12 protein-coding genes and 3 tRNA genes are annotated in these 16845 nt (G+C 60.5%); 5 read left to right on the forward strand and 10 right to left on the reverse strand.

Annotated elements, in window-relative coordinates:
• Nucleotides 1–33: 33 nt before the first annotated feature.
• The 9 genes from R1T40_RS03735 to R1T40_RS03775 form a co-directional block, all read right to left on the reverse strand.
• Complete coding sequence (locus tag R1T40_RS03735; protein WP_317385923.1) at nt 34–1575, reverse strand: phytoene desaturase family protein; 1542 nt, start codon at nt 1573–1575, stop codon at nt 34–36.
• Nucleotides 1572–3128 (reverse strand): indolepyruvate oxidoreductase subunit beta family protein, encoded by a 1557-nt coding sequence (locus R1T40_RS03740; RefSeq protein ID WP_317385924.1) that lies wholly within the window; start codon nt 3126–3128, stop codon nt 1572–1574. Before R1T40_RS03740 ends, R1T40_RS03735 begins: the two co-directional genes overlap by 4 nt.
• Nucleotides 3129–3141: 13 nt before the next feature.
• The gene (locus tag R1T40_RS03745; RefSeq protein WP_317385925.1) at nt 3142–5286 is read right to left on the reverse strand and encodes an indolepyruvate ferredoxin oxidoreductase subunit alpha; all 2145 of its coding nucleotides are present in this window, start codon (nt 5284–5286) and stop codon (nt 3142–3144) included.
• Between the two features lie 143 nt (nt 5287–5429).
• Nucleotides 5430–5876, reverse strand: a complete 447-nt coding sequence (locus R1T40_RS03750; RefSeq protein ID WP_106164498.1) for a MarR family winged helix-turn-helix transcriptional regulator — start codon at nt 5874–5876, stop codon at nt 5430–5432.
• Nucleotides 5873–7444 carry a phytoene desaturase family protein gene (locus tag R1T40_RS03755; protein ID WP_317385926.1) on the reverse strand — a complete coding sequence of 524 codons (1572 nt, stop codon included), beginning with the start codon at nt 7442–7444 and terminating at the stop codon, nt 5873–5875. Before R1T40_RS03755 ends, R1T40_RS03750 begins: the two co-directional genes overlap by 4 nt.
• Nucleotides 7445–7448: 4 nt before the next feature.
• Nucleotides 7449–8240 (reverse strand): cyclase family protein, encoded by a 792-nt coding sequence (locus R1T40_RS03760; RefSeq protein WP_317385927.1) that lies wholly within the window; start codon nt 8238–8240, stop codon nt 7449–7451.
• Nucleotides 8241–8659: 419 nt separating this feature from the next.
• Nucleotides 8660–9136, reverse strand: coding sequence for a MarR family winged helix-turn-helix transcriptional regulator (locus R1T40_RS03765; protein ID WP_106164596.1), 477 nt, complete (start codon nt 9134–9136; stop codon nt 8660–8662).
• A 175-nt stretch (nt 9137–9311) separates the two neighbouring features.
• Nucleotides 9312–9914: an acyl-homoserine-lactone synthase gene (locus R1T40_RS03770; protein ID WP_317385928.1), complete on the reverse strand. Its 603-nt coding sequence runs from the start codon at nt 9912–9914 to the stop codon at nt 9312–9314.
• 305 nt (nt 9915–10219) lie between these two features.
• Nucleotides 10220–11971: an ATP-binding protein gene (locus R1T40_RS03775; protein ID WP_317385929.1), complete on the reverse strand. Its 1752-nt coding sequence runs from the start codon at nt 11969–11971 to the stop codon at nt 10220–10222.
• Nucleotides 11972–12695: 724 nt separating this feature from the next.
• Between R1T40_RS03775 and R1T40_RS03780 the strand changes: the two genes are divergently transcribed.
• The 4 genes from R1T40_RS03780 to R1T40_RS03795 all read left to right on the forward strand — a co-directional run bounded on the left by R1T40_RS03780 (nt 12696) and on the right by R1T40_RS03795 (nt 13644).
• A tRNA-Asp gene (locus tag R1T40_RS03780) sits at nt 12696–12772 on the forward strand.
• Between the two features lie 84 nt (nt 12773–12856).
• Nucleotides 12857–12933, forward strand: a tRNA-Asp gene (locus R1T40_RS03785).
• Nucleotides 12934–13013: 80 nt separating this feature from the next.
• Nucleotides 13014–13090, forward strand: a tRNA-Asp gene (locus tag R1T40_RS03790).
• Nucleotides 13091–13239: 149 nt separating this feature from the next.
• On the forward strand, nt 13240–13644 hold the full coding sequence (locus tag R1T40_RS03795; protein ID WP_317385930.1) for an acyl-CoA thioesterase: 405 nt from the start codon (nt 13240–13242) through the stop codon (nt 13642–13644).
• Nucleotides 13645–13753: 109 nt separating this feature from the next.
• On the opposite strand, the gene R1T40_RS03800 is transcribed toward R1T40_RS03795, so the two are convergent.
• Complete coding sequence (locus R1T40_RS03800; protein ID WP_317385931.1) at nt 13754–15145, reverse strand: dipeptidase; 1392 nt, start codon at nt 15143–15145, stop codon at nt 13754–13756.
• Nucleotides 15146–15609: 464 nt separating this feature from the next.
• On the opposite strand from R1T40_RS03800, the gene hemA reads away from it, so the two are divergent.
• A complete protein-coding gene (gene hemA / locus R1T40_RS03805; RefSeq protein ID WP_317385932.1) occupies nt 15610–16833 on the forward strand; it encodes a 5-aminolevulinate synthase in 1224 nt (407 codons plus the stop codon).
• Nucleotides 16834–16845 lie beyond the last annotated feature (12 nt).

Below are 16845 nucleotides of genomic sequence, written 5' to 3' on the forward strand. Positions count from 1 at the left end.
TTGCCCATGCGGGCAGGGGCGACCGCAGGGCGGTCAAAGGTCTTGTGCCTTGAAAAACCCCGAACCGGCGCCGGTGCCGGCGCCTGGCCAGACCGCTGCTCCGATCATATGCAACCCCTTGATGGGGGTCGTGCCATCGGCGAACCCACGCACCGGGCGGAACAGAAAGTTCTGCCGCAGATGATGCGAGCCGCAGAGCTGGTCGCCGCCCACGAGGTTGGGGTTGCCAGCTTCCAGGTCTCTCGGCGACACTACGGTCTGGGCGAGAATGCGGTCCCGCACTCCCGGTGCCTGCTCCTCCAGCTGATCAATCACGCGGGCTGCAAATGGTGCTTTGGCCTGATCCCAGTCCCGTGCGGAGATCTTGCCCTTGGCGTCCCCTGCGATATCCGCAGGCAGGACGCGAACCTGCACCCAGAGCGTCTGTTTGCCCTCCGGCGCGCGTGACGGATCAAAGACCGAAGGTTGCCCAACCACCAACACCGGGCTGTCCGGCAGCAAACCGGCCATCGCCTGTTGATAGGTCTGCGCCGTGGCGTCGATGGACTGGCCGACATGCACATAGGCAAAGCGACCCAATTCGGGGGCAGCCCACGGCACCGGGCCATCCAGTGCAAGGTGGATCATCATCGTGCCTGGTGCGTGACGGAAGGCGTCAAGCCCGGCATCAAAACGGGCGTGGCCGCTGTCGCCAATCAGCGTGGACAGATGACGCGGTGCCAGTCCTGCCAGCACCGTCTCGGCTGCGATGTCTTCGCCATTGACGCTCAGGCCCGTGACGGTTCCGTGCGTGTGGGAAATGGCGCGGACATCGGCATCGCAGGTGACGCTGCCGCCATGGGCCTCGATCATCCGCACAAGTGCGTCCGTGACAGTCGCGGCACCGCCCTTGCCGATGACCATGCCCTGTGCCTGTCCGCCGAGGGCCTCAAGGAACGGGAAGATGGCCCCGCCTGCAACATCCGGCGCAAAGTCCAGATGCAACCCCCAAGTGGAAAAGGCGCAATGCAACCGGGGATCTTCGAACGTATCCTGCAGCCAGTCGCGCGGCGAGGTCATCAGCAGGCGGGCGATATCGGTCATCTTGCCGAGCCCCAGGCTGCGCCACTGTCGCCAAACGAACTTCAGCAGCGCTGTTCGCGTCATTGGCGTCCCCAGAAGCCCACCGATTACCGCGGCCTTCTCGGGGAATTCGCGCATCAATGACTGCCAGGTGTCTTTGTCCTGCTCACTGTGAAAGCTCGCCAGCGTTTCGTTGATATCTGTCGACACGCCGACAAAATCGCCCGGCGTCATCGCCTGGGCAAAGGGACGATCAACGGACACCAGCTCCAGCCCATGGCGGGCCATCTCCGCGCCATGGCGCGCCATGAAGCCGGAGCCTGCGAACATCGAGAGGTTCATCGCGGCCACGTCATGGTGAAAGCCGGGCAGTGTCAGCGCCTTGGTCTGTACCGCCCCGCCGGGGGTGGGGCCGCGCTCCCAGACCTGAACCTTGCGCCCGCGTGCGGCCAGATCCGCGGCGGCCACAAGACCGTTGATCCCGGCGCCAATGACGTGAATGGGGCCGCTCATGCAGCGTCTCCGGCGAAGCTCTGGACCGTGGCCAGCGCGCCCTCGAGCTGCGCCCCAGACTCATCGGCCAAGGCGGCAGTGCGCAGTCGTCGCATCCAGTCCGCTGCGTCGGGCCGTCCCTGCAGAATGGGCAGCGCCTGCATGATGCGGGCGAATTTCGAATGGCCGCGCACATGTGTGTCTGAGTAGCCCTTGATCAGCCGGTAGTTGGCCAAAAGCTCCGTCGCCAGAGCACGGTCACGTTGGGCCACATCTGTCACCGTGGCAAACCACTGGTCGATATGGGCCATCTCTGTTTCATGCCGCAGCAAAGACCGGCGCCAGGGCCGCAGCGCCGACACCGCCCAGAGCATCAGGAACCCACGCAGCCGGTCGGTTCGGATCCGGCGCCCCTTGTCTAGATAGCGCGCGTAGAAAGCTTCGAGACGGGATGAATTGCGCAGCCGTTTGCCAAGCCAGCCGGGCAGTGTCGTGGTGAATTCTTCAAAGCGCGGATGGAAATACTCGGTCACCATCAACACCTGGTCATCACCCACCACGACCTCGTCGCGCACACGGGTCATCCGGCTGGCGCGGGTCTTGATGTCGGCGACGCGCAGAATGTCATCGTAGCACAGCGCGCGGGCGCAGTATTTCGCCCCTGCAATGGTCATCTCGAACGGAGCACTGTCCGTCAGGGCCAGAGCTTCGACCATGTCCATATACTGCTCGCCGTAGGCAAGGTCCTGATAATCCACCACTTTGGTCAATCCCAACCCTGTCATCTCCTGGGCCGCGACGGGCAAGGCAGTAAGGCGCGATTGCAATTGCGCCCATTTGTCCTGATGGCGGGATGGCACATGCAGCGTTTCGATCTGCTTCGTTACCGCTTCGGGCTGTGGCGGTTGCTGTTTACCCGTGGCGCAGTCAAACGCATCATTGAAAGCCCGCAGCGAGGCCTCGACGCCACGGCCTGAGGCGCGGATCACGTCCTCATAGCTCTCCTTGGGAAAGGGCAGGGCGCCAGACCCGGCCAGCCCGCCCAACAGCGAGGACGAGATCATCGAACCGGCAGATTTTGCCAGCGCCTCCATGTCGAAGGCCACCGTATGATCGGCGGCAATGCCCATGGCTTCGATCACCTTCTGACCATCGGCACGCCCATCTCCGGGAACCGTTTTTTCCGCAACCGCAGGAATGCGATGGGTCGAAGCGATCAGGGTGGTGCGCCCCGGCGTCACAAAGCCACGCATGATCGCGCGGCCGCCTTCCATCAGTTCGGACGCGATCAGGATGTCGACGTCCCCTTCGGCGGGCGACAGGGCAAAGACCGGCATACGGCCGGTGTCGCGACACATTTCGACATAGTAGATCGTGGCCCCCGTGCGCTGGGCCACACCCGCGACGGAGGTGGACTGCGCACGATAGCCATTGGCCTCCGCGACGGCAGTGATCCAGTTGGTCAGGACGCCACCGCCCTGGCCACCAACGGCAAGTGCGGCCAACGTGATGATCTTTTCACCTTCTGCGCTGGGCGAACGGCGGGCGGCAATCGAGGTGTTTTGAATGTTCATGTCGTCAATTCCTTCAGGCGAAAACCACGCGTTTCGCGTCACGCCTGCGTTGCAGCCAATCAATGATCTTCTGGGTCCTGCGCGCCTTACGGCCTTCGCGCGGGGTGGGGTTTGATACGATATCGGCCTGATAGAAACTGGGGCAGAGCACGGCAGCATCGGCGACCTCGCCGCAATTGCCGCATCCGACGCAAGTCTGGTCGATCGCCGCGACCGGATCATCGCGCAGCGGATCGCCGGTATCCTTGACCGACAGGGACGGGCAGCCCGAAAGCCGCATGCAGGCGTGATCGCCGGTGCAGATGTCCTCATCGACGCCAAAGCGTGGCCGCACGGTGCGCTTGCCTTCCTTGGTGGCCTTGGCCAGCAGTGGTTTCTCCCGACGCTGCCGGTTCAGCATGCATTCTGAGGAGGCGACGATGACCTTCGGGCCTGCAACCTGTGTGGTCAGCGCCTCTTTCAGCGTGTCGCGGACCTTGGTGACGTCATAGGTTCTGTCGATCTGGCGGATCCATTTGACGCCCATGCCCTGGCAGGCCTCGACGATGGAGTTCTGCGTCTGCTTGGTCTTGTTGTCTGCGCGGGATGATAGAATGTCCTGCCCGCCGGTCGCTGCAGCATAGAAGTTATCGACGATCACGATCACATTGTCGGACTTGTTGAAGACCGCATTGCCCACAGACGACGTCAGACCATTGTGCCAGAACCCGCCATCCCCGACGAAGGAGATAGAGCGGCGGCCATGCGGGTCTTCGTTGTGAAACGCCGCAGCCGAGGCCGGACCCAGACCATATCCCATCGTTGTTGCGCCAAGATCAAAGGGCGGCATGATCGAAAACAGATGGCAGCCGATGTCCGATGAAATGTGGTGCTCACCCAGTTCCTGCTCGACCAGTTTTGTCGCTGCAAAGATCGGCCGCTCCGGGCAGCCGGTGCAGAACCCCGGCGGGCGTGCGGGCAGAACGTCGGACAGATCCGGGATCGGCGCCGGTGCTTCATTTTTGGTGACCGCGGCGGCTGGCATCAGGCCCGGCGCATATGCCGTCAGAAACTCCCCAAGCCCGTGCAGCATCACCTGTCCGGTATATTCGCCCCCCATCGGCAGCATGCCCTTGCCCTCAAGCGTGACGCGCTTGCCGGCCTTGTAGAGCATATGCCCGATCTGCTGTTCGATGTAGTTGGGCTGGCCTTCCTCGACGATCAGAACGGCCTCCTTGTCCTCGCAGAAGTCGAGGATTTGGCTTTCGACCAGCGGGTAGACACAGTTGAGGCAGAGAATATCCAGATCGGTATCGCCATAAAGATCGGCAAGCCCAAGACGGTTCAGCGCGCGGATCACCGTGTTGTAGGTCCCGCCCTGAATGATCAGACCGACCTTTCCAGATGGCTGCCCAAACCGCTCGTTCAGGCCGCGTTCCAGAATGAAGCGTTCAGCCGCGGGTTTGCGTTTTGTCAGCTTCTCCGCCTCATGGAGATAGGTGGCAGGGGGCAGGACGATCCGCTCAAGATCCCGGCGGGGGCTTTCCAGCGCCTGGCTCACTGTCATATCGGGGCGGCGATTGTCGGAGGCGGCGAAAGAGCCGTGCACATGGCAGGAGCGGATGCCCATCTGCAGCATGACCGGCGTGTTGCTGGCCTCCGACAGTTCAAAACCATCTCCAACTGCGGCAACGATCGAGGGCAGGTTGGGGCGCGGGTCCAGCATCCAGACCTGGCTTTTCATGGCAAAGGCGTAGGTGCGCTCCTGCATGATCGAAGAGCCTTCGCCGTAGTCTTCGCCGACGATGATGAGCGCGCCGCCGGTTACGCCGCCCGAGGCCAGATTGGAGAGCGCATCGGAGGCCACATTGGTCCCGACAACGGATTTGTAGGTGACCGCTCCGCGAATGGGGTAATGTACGGATGCCGCCAGCATCGCCGTTGCGGTGGCCTCGCTTGCGGACGCTTCAAACCGGACGCCCAGCTCTCCGAGGATCTCCTGCGCATCTGCAAGAACATCCATCAGATGCGAAATCGGCGAGCCCTGATAGCCCCCGACATATCCAACGCCATTTTCCAGCAGCGCCTTGGTGATGGCGAGGATCCCTTCGCCCGAGAAGGTCTCTCCATCTCCCTGTTTCAGTTTTTGGACTTCCTTGGCAAAGGAACGTTCAGCCATGGGTGGTCTCCTTGGGTCGTACCGACCGACATCTGAAGGGGACGACGCACTGTCGCTGTGCCTCCATGTCGGAAAACTTGGCCACATGCGCGATGCAGGTGGCATGGATCTGCCCCTCATCGGGACAGGGCCGCGAGGGCCTTTTAAAAATCGTGCTGGCGGATGTTGTAGAACACGCGCAGCAGCAGATCGTTCATCATCTTTCTGTCGTCTGGAGAGAGCGCGGACAGCATGACCTCCTGCATCTGCAGCATGGCCGGCCAGGCGGTCTCGTGGACGTGCCGCCCCGTGTCTGTCAGCTGGATGTGGCGGATGCGGCTGTCTTTGCTGTCGGCCTCGCGCCGGATCAGCCCGGCTGTTTCCATCGTGTCCAGCGTGCGTGACAGCGTTGATTGCTTGATCACCGTCAGCACCGAGAGTGTATTGATGGTGCAGGGGCCGCTCTCGGTCAGCACCGCCAGCGCGCGCATCTGCGCCACCGTGATCCCAACCTCCTTCAGGGCCTCTTCAACACCCTTGTTGTAGCGCGCCATGATGCGGTTCATCAGATAGGGGGTGAACTCCTCCAGATGATCGGGGCCGGTGGTCATGCGCCAAGCTCCTTCGCTACGAGATAGCCCGAGCCACCTGACAGACCGGGGCCCGGATGGGTCGAGGCCCCGATGTGATAGAGGCCCTTTACCCCGGTGGTGTGCCGTTTGCTGTCCGTAAATGGGCGCCAGAGAAAGAACTGCTCCAGCGAGCAGGCGCCGCCATAGGGGTCGCCGCCCACAAGGTTGGCATTCATGCCAGCCAGATCTGCAGGTGAAATGGCCCGTCGTGTCACGACCTTGGAGGCAAAGCCGTCGATATGGCTGGCCAGGATCTGCTCGACACGATCTGCAAATGCCTCGCGCAGCTCCGGCGTCCAGCTGCCGTCCTCGGGGACGGAGATTTCGCCCTTGGCATCGCCTTTGACGTGACGCGGGGCCTCTGGCATCTGCAGCCAAAGAACGGATTTCCCGTCCGGCGCGCGTGTCGGGTCTGCCGCACAGGGTTGGCCGACGCAGATTGTCGGCACCTCCGGCAGCAGGCCGCGCTCTGCCTCATTTCCGGCCTTGGAGACCCCGTCCAATCCCGGTGTCAGATGCAACAGCTGCACGGTCTCAACACCCGGCGTGCGCCAGGTCACCGGCCCATCGAGGACGTAGTGCAGCTGGAAGTTTCCCTTGCCGTAACGATAGCGGCGCAGGTCATCCGCTTTGCTCTCTGTTTCCAGCAGCGTGCCGTAGAGCTGATGCGGCGTGACCGAGGCCAGTACGGAGGGCGCGGCGATATACTCCGCGCCAGCGAGGGTAACGCCGGTGACCGCCCCGCCGGCCTGTTCAATCCGGCTGACGTCGGCGTTGGTTCGCACCGTCCCGCCGTGTTCCTCGATGATCGCGCACAGGCCCTGCACCATGGACGCGATGCCGCCCTTGGCGATCGGCGCACCGGCGGCTTCGAGGGCAAAACCGATGATCTGCCCCATCTGTCCGGAAAAGGCAGCTTCCGGCCCGAGACCCGCATGCAGGCACCACGGCGCCCAGAGCGCCTGAGACAGTTCGGACTGGAAGGAGGTTTCCAGCCAACCCCGCATCGAGGTCAGCGATTCCCCCATGGTCGCGGCAAGCCCGTGGGGGCCACGTTTCCAGGCCTCCTTGCCGAGCAGCTTGGCAGTTGCGCGAGACCATGGATCGCCGCCCATCAGGCCGAACAGCAGATCAGCCTTGCCGCCGAAGGCGTCCAGATCCGCAGAAAGCTGGTCGCCATCGCGCGCCGCTGCCGCATTGAAGGCCGCAACATTGGCGGCACGATCCATCTGGTAGACCAGCGCCTGACCGTCGGGCAGGAGCACGCCAGTGGGCGTCTGGGTGGCGCAGAATTCGACGCCGTGACGGGTCAGGTCGTCGCCAAGGGCGGCATGGGCAGCTCCGGTCACCCACAGGACCAATGTGGTCGCCAAAGGGTCATGGAGCACGCCGTCGCCGAGCGGTTCGGTGCGCATGCAGCCACCTGCCACGGATTCACGTTCCAGCAGCACCACGCGCTTTCCGGCCTTGGCCAGCAGGGCGCCGGAGGTCAGCGCGTTGATGCCTGAACCTATGATGGCAACGTCGAATTCAGTGGCAGATGACATAGTTTCAGGCCCCCGGGACCAGTGCGAGAACACGCACCGGAGATCCTGTTCCGTTGACGATCTTCAGCGGCGCAGTGACCACGATCGCGCCTTTGGCGGGCAGCTCCTTGAGATTGGTCAGCGAGGCCAGACCATAGCGGTTTGCCTTGTGCAGCAGGTTATGGGCCGGGAAGGGCAGTTCAAAACTGGCCGCGAGTCCGGCGTCGGTCCCAATGCACTGAGACCCCCAACCAAGCGCATTTTTCTCCATCAGGTATTCGATGCAGTCTGCCGAGGGGCCGGGAGTGTGAGGGCCGTTCTCATCGGTGTTGAGAAACTTGTCCTCGTCGTGGTTGTACTGATCCCAGTCGGTGCGCATCAGGACCCATTCGCCAGCCTTGATCTCTCCGTGCTCGGCTTCCCAGTCCTGCACGCCCTGCTTGGTCAGCAGGAAATCATTGTCTTCGGCGGCCTGCGCCGAACAGTCGATGACATTTGCAGGGGCCATGAATTTTTGCGGATTGATCGTGTCCACGGACCCATCTGGATAGTCCTTGCCGGTGACCCAGTGGTGCGGCGCATCGTAATGCGTGCCCGAATGCTCACCAAGCTTGAGCCAGTTCCAGGCCCAGAACGGACCACGGTCGCCGTATCTCGAAATCTGATGAATTTCGATCTGGGGCGTGTCGTCTGCGATCTCGGGCGGCAGCTTTAAAAGCGGGGTGTCCGGTCCCAGCGGGGCGGAGCAATCGACGACCCTGATCCCCCCATCCAGAAGTCCCGAGGCAAGTGCGGCAAGCGTGTCTGTTTGGTTCATTGACCTCATCCCTGTTGTTGTTCTCGCTTGGTATATATGCAGGTGGATATTTCTCATTGTTTCAAGTATAAAGTTTCTAATCGCAGTGAATATTTTTCTGGACGCTGGTTTTTGGGCGAATTTTCAGGGACTTTGTCGGGGGAGCGCCTGTTTTCTCTGCGCTGCAGCATCGGTAGGCAGGCGTCGAGGCGTCGCGAATCCCACCGCGTCGGCCTCTCGCACGGGCCCGCAGCGCGCCGAAATGCAGCTTTTTACTTTAGGTTCAAAGTAATTCAGTTAGGGCCAGATCCGCAGGTACGCACACATGCCCGAGGCACGACCGGTTGTTCCTGCGTGTAAAGCAAGGAGACTGTTCATAGCGTCTGAGTGCAGAAGTCATCCGCATCTCTGCATCTCCGCCTGTCTGATATGACGAGATGTCAGGTGTCGGACGGTCTGTCAGGCTTTTGTCGGATATCCAGCATCACGGATATCGCCCGTGCGACATCCGGCTCTGAGACATGTGACATCAGGGAGTCGATCCAGGCCAGGTGTTCGCGCACCATCTGATCCATCTTCTCGCGCCCCTCCGGAGTGACCGAAACGACGAATGCTCGGCGGTCGTGCGGCGAGGGGGCCCGTTGCACCAGACCATCCTTGGCAAGCCGATCCACAACACCAGTCACATTGCCGTTGGAGACCACCAGGTGTTGGGACAACTCGCTCATCTTCATGCCGTCAGGTGCGGCATGGAGGGCGGCCAGAACGTCAAACCGGGACAGGGTCATGTTGTGCCCCTCGCGCAGTCGTTCGCGCAGGACACCTTCGACGTGGCGCACTGATTTCAACATCTGCAGCCACAGTCTCAGCCGCTGACGGGCCATCGGTTCGTCTTCGAACAGAAGCTCCTCGGCCATCTCCGGCTCCATTTATGCAAGTTCGGCTTTCTCTACAGTCCCGATACCTGGAATGGCAAGCTGATCTGGTGCTTTCAGGCCAGATGTCTGCCTTGCCACAGGCGCATAGCACAGTGTTGGCGTCCGCCGACGCCAGTATAGCCTGACCAGATTTCGAATGTGACGCACATCGTACTCAGGCGGCGCGGCTGCGCAAACTGGTTGCATTGACCTTGAGGAGATAGGCCTGACACGTTTCGCCGCCCGCTTCGAACCGAGGTCCTGCGGCGAGCATGTCCAACCCCGACCGGCGTGTCAGCATCGCCACGGTGACGGAGGTGATGCACAGAAAGGCATCAATATGCCAGTTTCGCGCGACGCGGGCGAAGTTCAGCCCCATTTGGTCCCGCACTTTCATCCGTTCACGGCTGCTCAGCGTGTCGCCGACGAAGACTTTGCTCACCTCCCAGACCTTGGGGTCTTGCGGGGCAGGGTGGTCTAGGATCGTTGGCGGAAGGTCTGGCAACAGACCAAGCTGCGCATCGCGCAGCATGTAACTGGAATTTACACATTTGGCGGTTGTCGGCGTGACCCTGAAGCCACCGTGCACATCCAAGCCATCGTGGATTGCACAGTATATGCTCTCTGGCGTGTCATACTGATCGAACTCCAGGCCGCGCACATTCGGAAGTGGCCAGCCACGCGCTTCGATAAAATGATGATACCGTGCGCGCATCAGCTCAGTGAAAAGAGCCCCTGTCTCGCCAAGGTTTTCAAAAGTGATTTCTGTCGACTGCATGACGGTGCCCATCCACCTTTTCAGTCTTCCCAAAAGCAGCTTTGGGAAAATTTGTTTAAATTTGAAAATAGATTCGCCTAAAATAGTAAATTAAGAATTAATTGGGTGGAGAAATGATGGTGTGGCGCCTGAGGCAACCAGACAGTCAGGGGCGATCAAGTTGTTGGATTGTGAGACAAGTCATATTGCAAAAATGGAAATTGATTGGGCCATGATCACAGGCATTCGCCGCGCGATGAACGGGCGACTGATTTGCAACCTTCAGGCGCAAATTTCATAGTTGGGGCTGTGCCGGTTTAGGCGGATCAGGCCACTTTAGAAGACCGGGCGCTGGCGACCCTGCGCATTTCGGACAGCAAGACGGACTTCTTGACGGGCTTGGCCAGATACCCGGCGGCCCCCAGGCTGCGGCACAGTTCCTGATCTTCCGGTGCGGCATTTGCAGTCAGCATGATCACCGGCGTCGCACTGATCCGCCCTCCGCGCCGCGCCATCTCGATCAGGGTCTCCTGACCATCCATCACCGGCATCTTCATATCCAGCAAGACAAGGTCAACCGAGCGTTCTTCAAGCTGCTCCAGCGCTTCGGCACCGTTGCCAGCGTCGATGATCTCAACATCGCTGTTGTTGAGGAAGGCGCGCACGACCATGCGATTGGAGGCCGTGTCGTCGACGAGCAAGACGGACCGGATGCCACCAAGGTCCTGACGCTCATCGGGTTTTGCCTGCGCTGGTATCGCGGGGGCCTCGGATGCCGGCAGTGCTTCGACCTGGCAAGCCAGTGTGAAGCTGCTTCCCTTTGCCGGGCGGGTGGCAAAGGTGATGTCGCCGCCCATTAATCGGGCCAGATGGCGTGCGACCGACAGGCCAAGCCCGGTGCCCGGAACGCTCGGCGCTGTTTTGTCCTCGGCGCGATAGAATTCCGTGAACAGATGGGCCGCCTGTTCTTCCGTCATGCCGCGCCCGGTGTCGGTCACCTGAACAGTCAGCAGGGTGCTGCCGTCCTGCGGTTCTCCCCACACGTTGACCGAGACAACACCCTTTTCTGTATATTTCACTGCGTTGGAGACCAGATTCCCGATCACCTGACGCAGGCGCAGGGCATCACACTTGGCATAGGTCGGAACGGAGTCGTCCAGTTGGATTTCGAATTGAAGTCCCTTGTCTGCAGCCTGTGATCGGAACATTTCCACCGTACTTGAGATTTCAAGCCTCAGCTCAGCGGCGTCGAGGTTCAATGCGAAATGACCCAATTCTATCTTTGCGTAGTCGAGTATGTCATCGAGTATGCCGGTCAGTGCTTGTGCGGATTTGCGCAGCAGATGGGTGCGCTCTTTCAGTAGTTCCGCGTCGGAATGCCCTTCTTCAATAAGCTCGGACATGCCGCAGATGGCGTTCAGGGGGGTGCGGATCTCGTGGCTCATGGACGCGAGGAAGCGGCTCTTGGCACGGCTGCCAGCTTCAGCTTCTACCAGCGCTTCGCGCAATCGGCTGGTCAGGCGGTGCTGCGCCCACATTGCGTTCAGCATGTAGGCCGCCCCCAACACCACCACCACCCCGGCAATGGCGATTTCGATCGGGTCGGCAAAGGAATAGAGCAGGCTGCCGATCATGTAGCCGACGACGCAGATGATCGGGACAGCTGTCAGGATACCAAAGAACATCCAGGCCGCACGCGCGACCACACAGTGATTGAGCGCGATGGTCAGTAGCATCGCCCCCATCAGTTTGGGGAAGGGATCCGGTTGCAGAAACAGCATCACGGGGATCGCATTGAAAATCCAGACGCCGCAGAACGCCGAGGATGTGAACAGCAAGACAGCGCCAAATGTGACTTTGCGCGCCAGCATTTTGTACACGACGAGCCCGATGATTTCGACGAAAGCGTAGATGCAGTAGATCGCCGCGACGGTCCGTATCGGCAGGAAGTAAAGCGACATGATCGACATCAGTGTAATCGACGCGAACCGGGACGGGAGGTCTGCGCGCACCAGATCATTCTGCGTGGAGACAGAGCGCCTGAGGTCTGGTGACAAAGTAAGCATACGCATCCTCATGACGTAGTCCGTTTCTGCGCCTCTTGTGCAGTGTTGCAAGCGGTGATCGAAGCCATTCACCGTATTCGTTAACGGATGGCGACATCTGTTACCGTAAAAATAAAGCTAAATGATGACTGATGACTTAACCATTTAAAGGCCAAAGTTCGAAACCAATACTTTGACGTTCAAATACGAGACCACGATCCGGATTAACGCACATAAAAGATGCTATCGCCCTGGATGCCGTTCGAGTTTGATTGCTGTCGAGGCATCGGGGAGGCCGAAGGCGACAGGCTCGGAGTTTGAACTTGGGTAGGCTAGATCCCGAACAAAAGAAAATCCAGTCGCAATCACACATTAATTTACGGATATGCATGGACCTGTCCATGAGTGAGGCGTGTCGCGCTGCGCGGGCCATATTGCGTCGGTCCGTTATGTATTTGCCAGTCTGCGCCTCAGTGATGCGGGGGGCTGAGGGGCGGCGGTGTTGCTCGGCATGCGGCCCAGTCCTCTGAGCGTTGGTGTAGCACAAGTTGCTCTGCCCGGGATCGCGAGCGATGTGGCGACGTCGCCAAGGCGCGGTAGGTTCGGTCAGGGAAACCCACACGAATTCATGTGTTTAATCGACGGCAGCAAAATTTTCCCTCGAAAGCCAGAAAAATGGCGTTTCTGCGCTTGACGGCCCCTGCGACCTGCGAATATTACACCCCAACGTTCAGACACGGTGCTGAACGCACAGCAAGCGGTTGTAGCTCAGATGGTTAGAGTACCGGCCTGTCACGCCGGGGGTCGCGGGTTCGAGCCCCGTCAACCGCGCCACTGCTGCCCTGCCTGAGGGGCCTCGTCAGAGGGTCAGGACCGTCCCGGATGGGAAGCGCTGGCGAAGGTCAGCATTGAAAATGCGCGGTTGTAGCTCAGCTGGTTAGAGTGCCGGCCTGTCACGCCGGAGGTCGCGGGTTCGAGCCCCGTCAACCGCGCCACTTTCATCCCGCCTGAGGGCCCTCGACAGGGATCAGGACCGTCCCGGATGGGAGCTGCTGACCAAGGTCAGCAAAAATGCGCGGTTGTAGCTCAGCTGGTTAGAGTGCCGGCCTGTCACGCCGGAGGTCGCGGGTTCGAGCCCCGTCAACCGCGCCACTTTCACTTCCTTTTGCAAAAACTTCCAAAACACTGGCATTAGTCGTTTCTTCGCGCATTCAGGCGGCTGTTTGGCCTTTTCCTGCGCAGATCCTGGCGACACAGTGGGGCAGATCCCAGCCATCCGTTGAACAGACGAGAGCCCATTCATGCCAGTGTCAGAAAATCCGCCTGAAAGCCCACCTGAATCTCAGCCGACGATCCGCGTGATTGCCATGCCGACTGACACCAATCCGGCAGGCGACATCTTCGGGGGCTGGTTGATGAGCCAGATGGACCTCGCAGCAGGCACAATCGCCGCACGTGTGTCCAAGGGGCGCGCTTCCACCGTTTCGGTGGAAGAGATCCAGTTCCATCGCCCGGTTCTGGTCGGGGATGAGGTCTCTCTTTATGCGGAGATGTTGAAGGTCGGGCGCACCTCGATGCGAATTCGTGTTCGCGCGTGGCGTCGTGCCCGCCATCAGGAAGAGACCCAGCAGGTCACCGAGGCGATCTTTACCTTTGTGGCGCTGGATGATGACGCGCGCCCAAGGCCGGTGCTGCGCGAGGAGTGACACGAGAGCAGGGACCGCCCTCGAAAGCAACGGTATCGGCTGTCGGCTCAATCCAGGGCTTTGTCCTACGCAAGCGCGGGGGCGCCCATCGCCCCCACGCATTGTTAACTTAGGCTTTGCTCAGAGCATCCAGCACGCGCGCCCAGGAGCGAATGCCTTTGTGGAAGCTCTCCAGATCGTATTTCTCGTTCGGAGAGTGGATCGCGTCATCTTCATTGGCAAAGCCGATCAACATCGCATCCATGCCCAGGATCGACTTGAAATAGCCGGCCACCGGGATGGAGCCTCCCATGCCGGAGAACACCGCCTCACGGTTCCATTCCTCGGTCAGTGCGCCACGGGCGGCCTCGAACTCGGGGCGGGTGGTGTCGATCACATAGGCAGGGGCGCCGTCCAGATCGAGATCCCATTTTACGGTGCAATCCTTGGGCAGGCGGGCCTCCACATGGGCGCGGATCTTCTTGCGCAGCGCGGCAGGGTCCATGTCACCGACCAGACGGCAGGTGATCTTGCAATGTGCCTCTGACGGGATCACCGTCTTGGTGCCCGCGCCCTGATAGCCGCCCCACAGACCGTTGATTTCCAGCGTCGGGCGGGCCCATTGCTGCTCCAGGGTGGAGTATTTTTTCTCGCCATGGGCCACCGTGTAGCCGGCATTCGACAGATAGTCTTTCTCGTCAAAGCCGCAGCCTTGCCACTGGCGCAAGATATCGGCGGGCACCTCACGCACACCTTCATAGAATCCATCCACGGCAACGGCACCGGTTTCGGGATCGTGAAAAGAGGCGATGATATGGGAAATCTCGCGCAGCGGGTTGAGGCCGGGACCGCCGTAGTGGCCGGAGTGCAGGTCGATCTTCGGCCCGATCAGGGTGAATTCGTCCTTCATCATGCCGCGCAGCTGCGAGGCCACCGACGGCACGCCACGGGCGACCATGGAGGTGTCGCAGATCAACGCGATATCCGCAGACAGCTCTTCCTTTGCAGCCTCCAGGAAAGGGATCAGCGAGGGAGAACCCAATTCTTCCTCACCCTCAAAGAAAAAGGTGATGCGGCAGGGTAGGGTGCCATGCACAGCCTGCCATGCGCGGCAGGCCTCGACGAAGGTCATCAGCTGGCCCTTGTCATCGGATGCGCCACGCCCCCGGATCACGGTGCCGTTTTTGGTCTCTTCCATCTGTGGCTCAAACGGGGGCGTGTTCCACAGGTCAAGCGGGTCCACCGGTTGCACATCATAGTGCCCGTAAAACAGAAGATGTGGGCCTTCCGTGTTTCCCTCGCCCACATGGCCCACCACCATCGGATGGCCGGGAGTTGTGCGCTTTTCGGCCTTGATGCCGATGCTGTTCAAATCTGCCACCAGCCAATCCGCGGCGGTCTCGCAGTCAGCCTTGTAGGCGGGGTCGGTTGAAATGGACGGGATACGCAGCAGCTCCAACAGCCGGTCGGTTGCAGCCGAGATATCGGAATCGATCTTGTCGAGAACGGGGGTAAGGGACATCGGTCTCTCCTGAAAATAGTGCTTTTCCGCATGCGGGCCTTGTGGTCGAGGCGCTGCTGGCGGGTCTCGGAGCGGAGCCTAGCAGTGGGATAAATCAAGGGCCAGTCGCACAATTGTATCAGAACACCGGCGGCAGTTTTTCGGCGTCGTCTCGCTTCGGAACAGCTGTTTCCGATCCGCAACCATTGCGCTTGTCTGCGGCGTTTTGCGCTACTTTCACATGGCGCCATTGCGGCCTCTGGCGCTTGCCTGAAACTCAGAATGGTTCTAAAAGCCCAGAAAAGGTTTATTTGACCTGTATCAAGGATGCTGGAGCCGTGACACTCTATCACGTTGTGCAGGACAGGGGTGCCAGTTAGAGACCGTGAAATATATCACGACGCTCATGCTTCATCAGCAGGGCTGTTCGGGATCAAGACGCAGCCAGGCCGGTCAGGCAACGGCAGACAGCTATGGAGATGACGGTGGATTATACCTCACAACTCGACGCAGCGATTGAACGCCTTCACGAGGAAGATCGCTATCGGACGTTTATTGATATTGAACGCCGTCGTGGCCAGTTTCCCCATGCCGTCTGGACACGCCCCGACGGGACAGAGCAAGACATCACCGTCTGGTGCGGCAATGATTATCTCGGGATGGGCCAGCACCCGGTGGTGCTGAAGGCGATGCGCGATGCGCTGGACGCCACCGGCGCCGGATCGGGGGGCACCCGCAACATCTCTGGCACAACGGTCTATCACAAGGAGCTCGAGGCGGAGCTGGCTGACCTGCATGGCAAGGAAGCATCGCTGCTGTTCACCTCTGCCTATGTCGCCAATGACGCCACCCTCTCGACCCTGCCAAAGCTGCTGCCCGGCCTGATCATCTACTCCGATGCGCTGAACCATGCCTCCATGATCGAAGGCGTGCGCCGGAATGGCGGTGCGAAACGTGTCTTCCGCCACAATGATGTCGCCCATCTGCGCGAGTTGCTGGCAGCGGACGACCCGGCTGCTCCCAAGCTGATCGCGTTTGAGTCGGTCTATTCCATGGATGGGGATTTTGGCCCGATCGAGGAAATCTGCGACCTCGCCGAAGAGTTCAACGCACTTACCTATATTGATGAGGTCCACGCGGTTGGCATGTATGGTCCCCGCGGTGGCGGCGTTGCCGAGCGTGACAATCTCGCCCATCGCATCGACATCATCAACGGCACGCTCTCAAAGGCCTACGGCGTCATGGGCGGCTATATCGCGGCATCGGCCAAGATGTGCGATGCCATCCGCTCCTACGCGCCGGGCTTCATCTTCACCACATCGCTGGCACCGTCGATCGCGGCGGGCGCAGCAGCCTCCGTGCGCCATCTGAAGACCGCCCAGGACTTGCGCGACAAGCATCAGGAGCAGGCACGGTATCTCAAGACCCGTCTCAAGATGATGGGGCTGCCGATCATCGACCACGGCACGCACATCGTGCCGGTTATTGTCGGAAACCCCGTCCACACCAAGAAATTGTCGGACATGTTGCTGGCGGATTACGGGATTTACGTGCAGCCCATCAATTACCCGACCGTGCCGCGCGGCACCGAGCGCCTGCGCTTCACACCCTCGCCGGTGCACGGACCGAAGGAAATGGATCATCTGGTGCGCGCCATGGACAGTCTTTGGTCGCATTGTGCGCTAAATCGTGCCGAACTAGCCGGATGAGCTACTGCTAAG

Origin of the sequence: Tritonibacter scottomollicae (genome assembly GCF_032924845.1) — a bacterium.
GTDB lineage: Bacteria > Pseudomonadota > Alphaproteobacteria > Rhodobacterales > Rhodobacteraceae > Epibacterium > Epibacterium scottomollicae.

Coding starts and splice junctions, on each gene's coding strand:
- R1T40_RS03800 (WP_317385931.1), bottom strand. CDS start 15,145: ATGTCCCTTACCCCCGTTCTCGACAAGATCGATTCCGATATCTCGGCT.
- R1T40_RS03765 (WP_106164596.1), bottom strand. CDS start 9,136: ATGGCCGAGGAGCTTCTGTTCGAAGACGAACCGATGGCCCGTCAGCGG.
- R1T40_RS03745 (WP_317385925.1), bottom strand. CDS start 5,286: ATGGCTGAACGTTCCTTTGCCAAGGAAGTCCAAAAACTGAAACAGGGA.
- R1T40_RS03770 (WP_317385928.1), bottom strand. CDS start 9,914: ATGCAGTCGACAGAAATCACTTTTGAAAACCTTGGCGAGACAGGGGCT.
- R1T40_RS03755 (WP_317385926.1), bottom strand. CDS start 7,444: ATGTCATCTGCCACTGAATTCGACGTTGCCATCATAGGTTCAGGCATC.
- R1T40_RS03775 (WP_317385929.1), bottom strand. CDS start 11,971: ATGAGGATGCGTATGCTTACTTTGTCACCAGACCTCAGGCGCTCTGTC.
- R1T40_RS03750 (WP_106164498.1), bottom strand. CDS start 5,876: ATGACCACCGGCCCCGATCATCTGGAGGAGTTCACCCCCTATCTGATG.
- R1T40_RS03795 (WP_317385930.1), top strand. CDS start 13,240: ATGCCAGTGTCAGAAAATCCGCCTGAAAGCCCACCTGAATCTCAGCCG.
- R1T40_RS03760 (WP_317385927.1), bottom strand. CDS start 8,240: ATGAACCAAACAGACACGCTTGCCGCACTTGCCTCGGGACTTCTGGAT.
- R1T40_RS03735 (WP_317385923.1), bottom strand. CDS start 1,575: ATGAGCGGCCCCATTCACGTCATTGGCGCCGGGATCAACGGTCTTGTG.
- R1T40_RS03740 (WP_317385924.1), bottom strand. CDS start 3,128: ATGAACATTCAAAACACCTCGATTGCCGCCCGCCGTTCGCCCAGCGCA.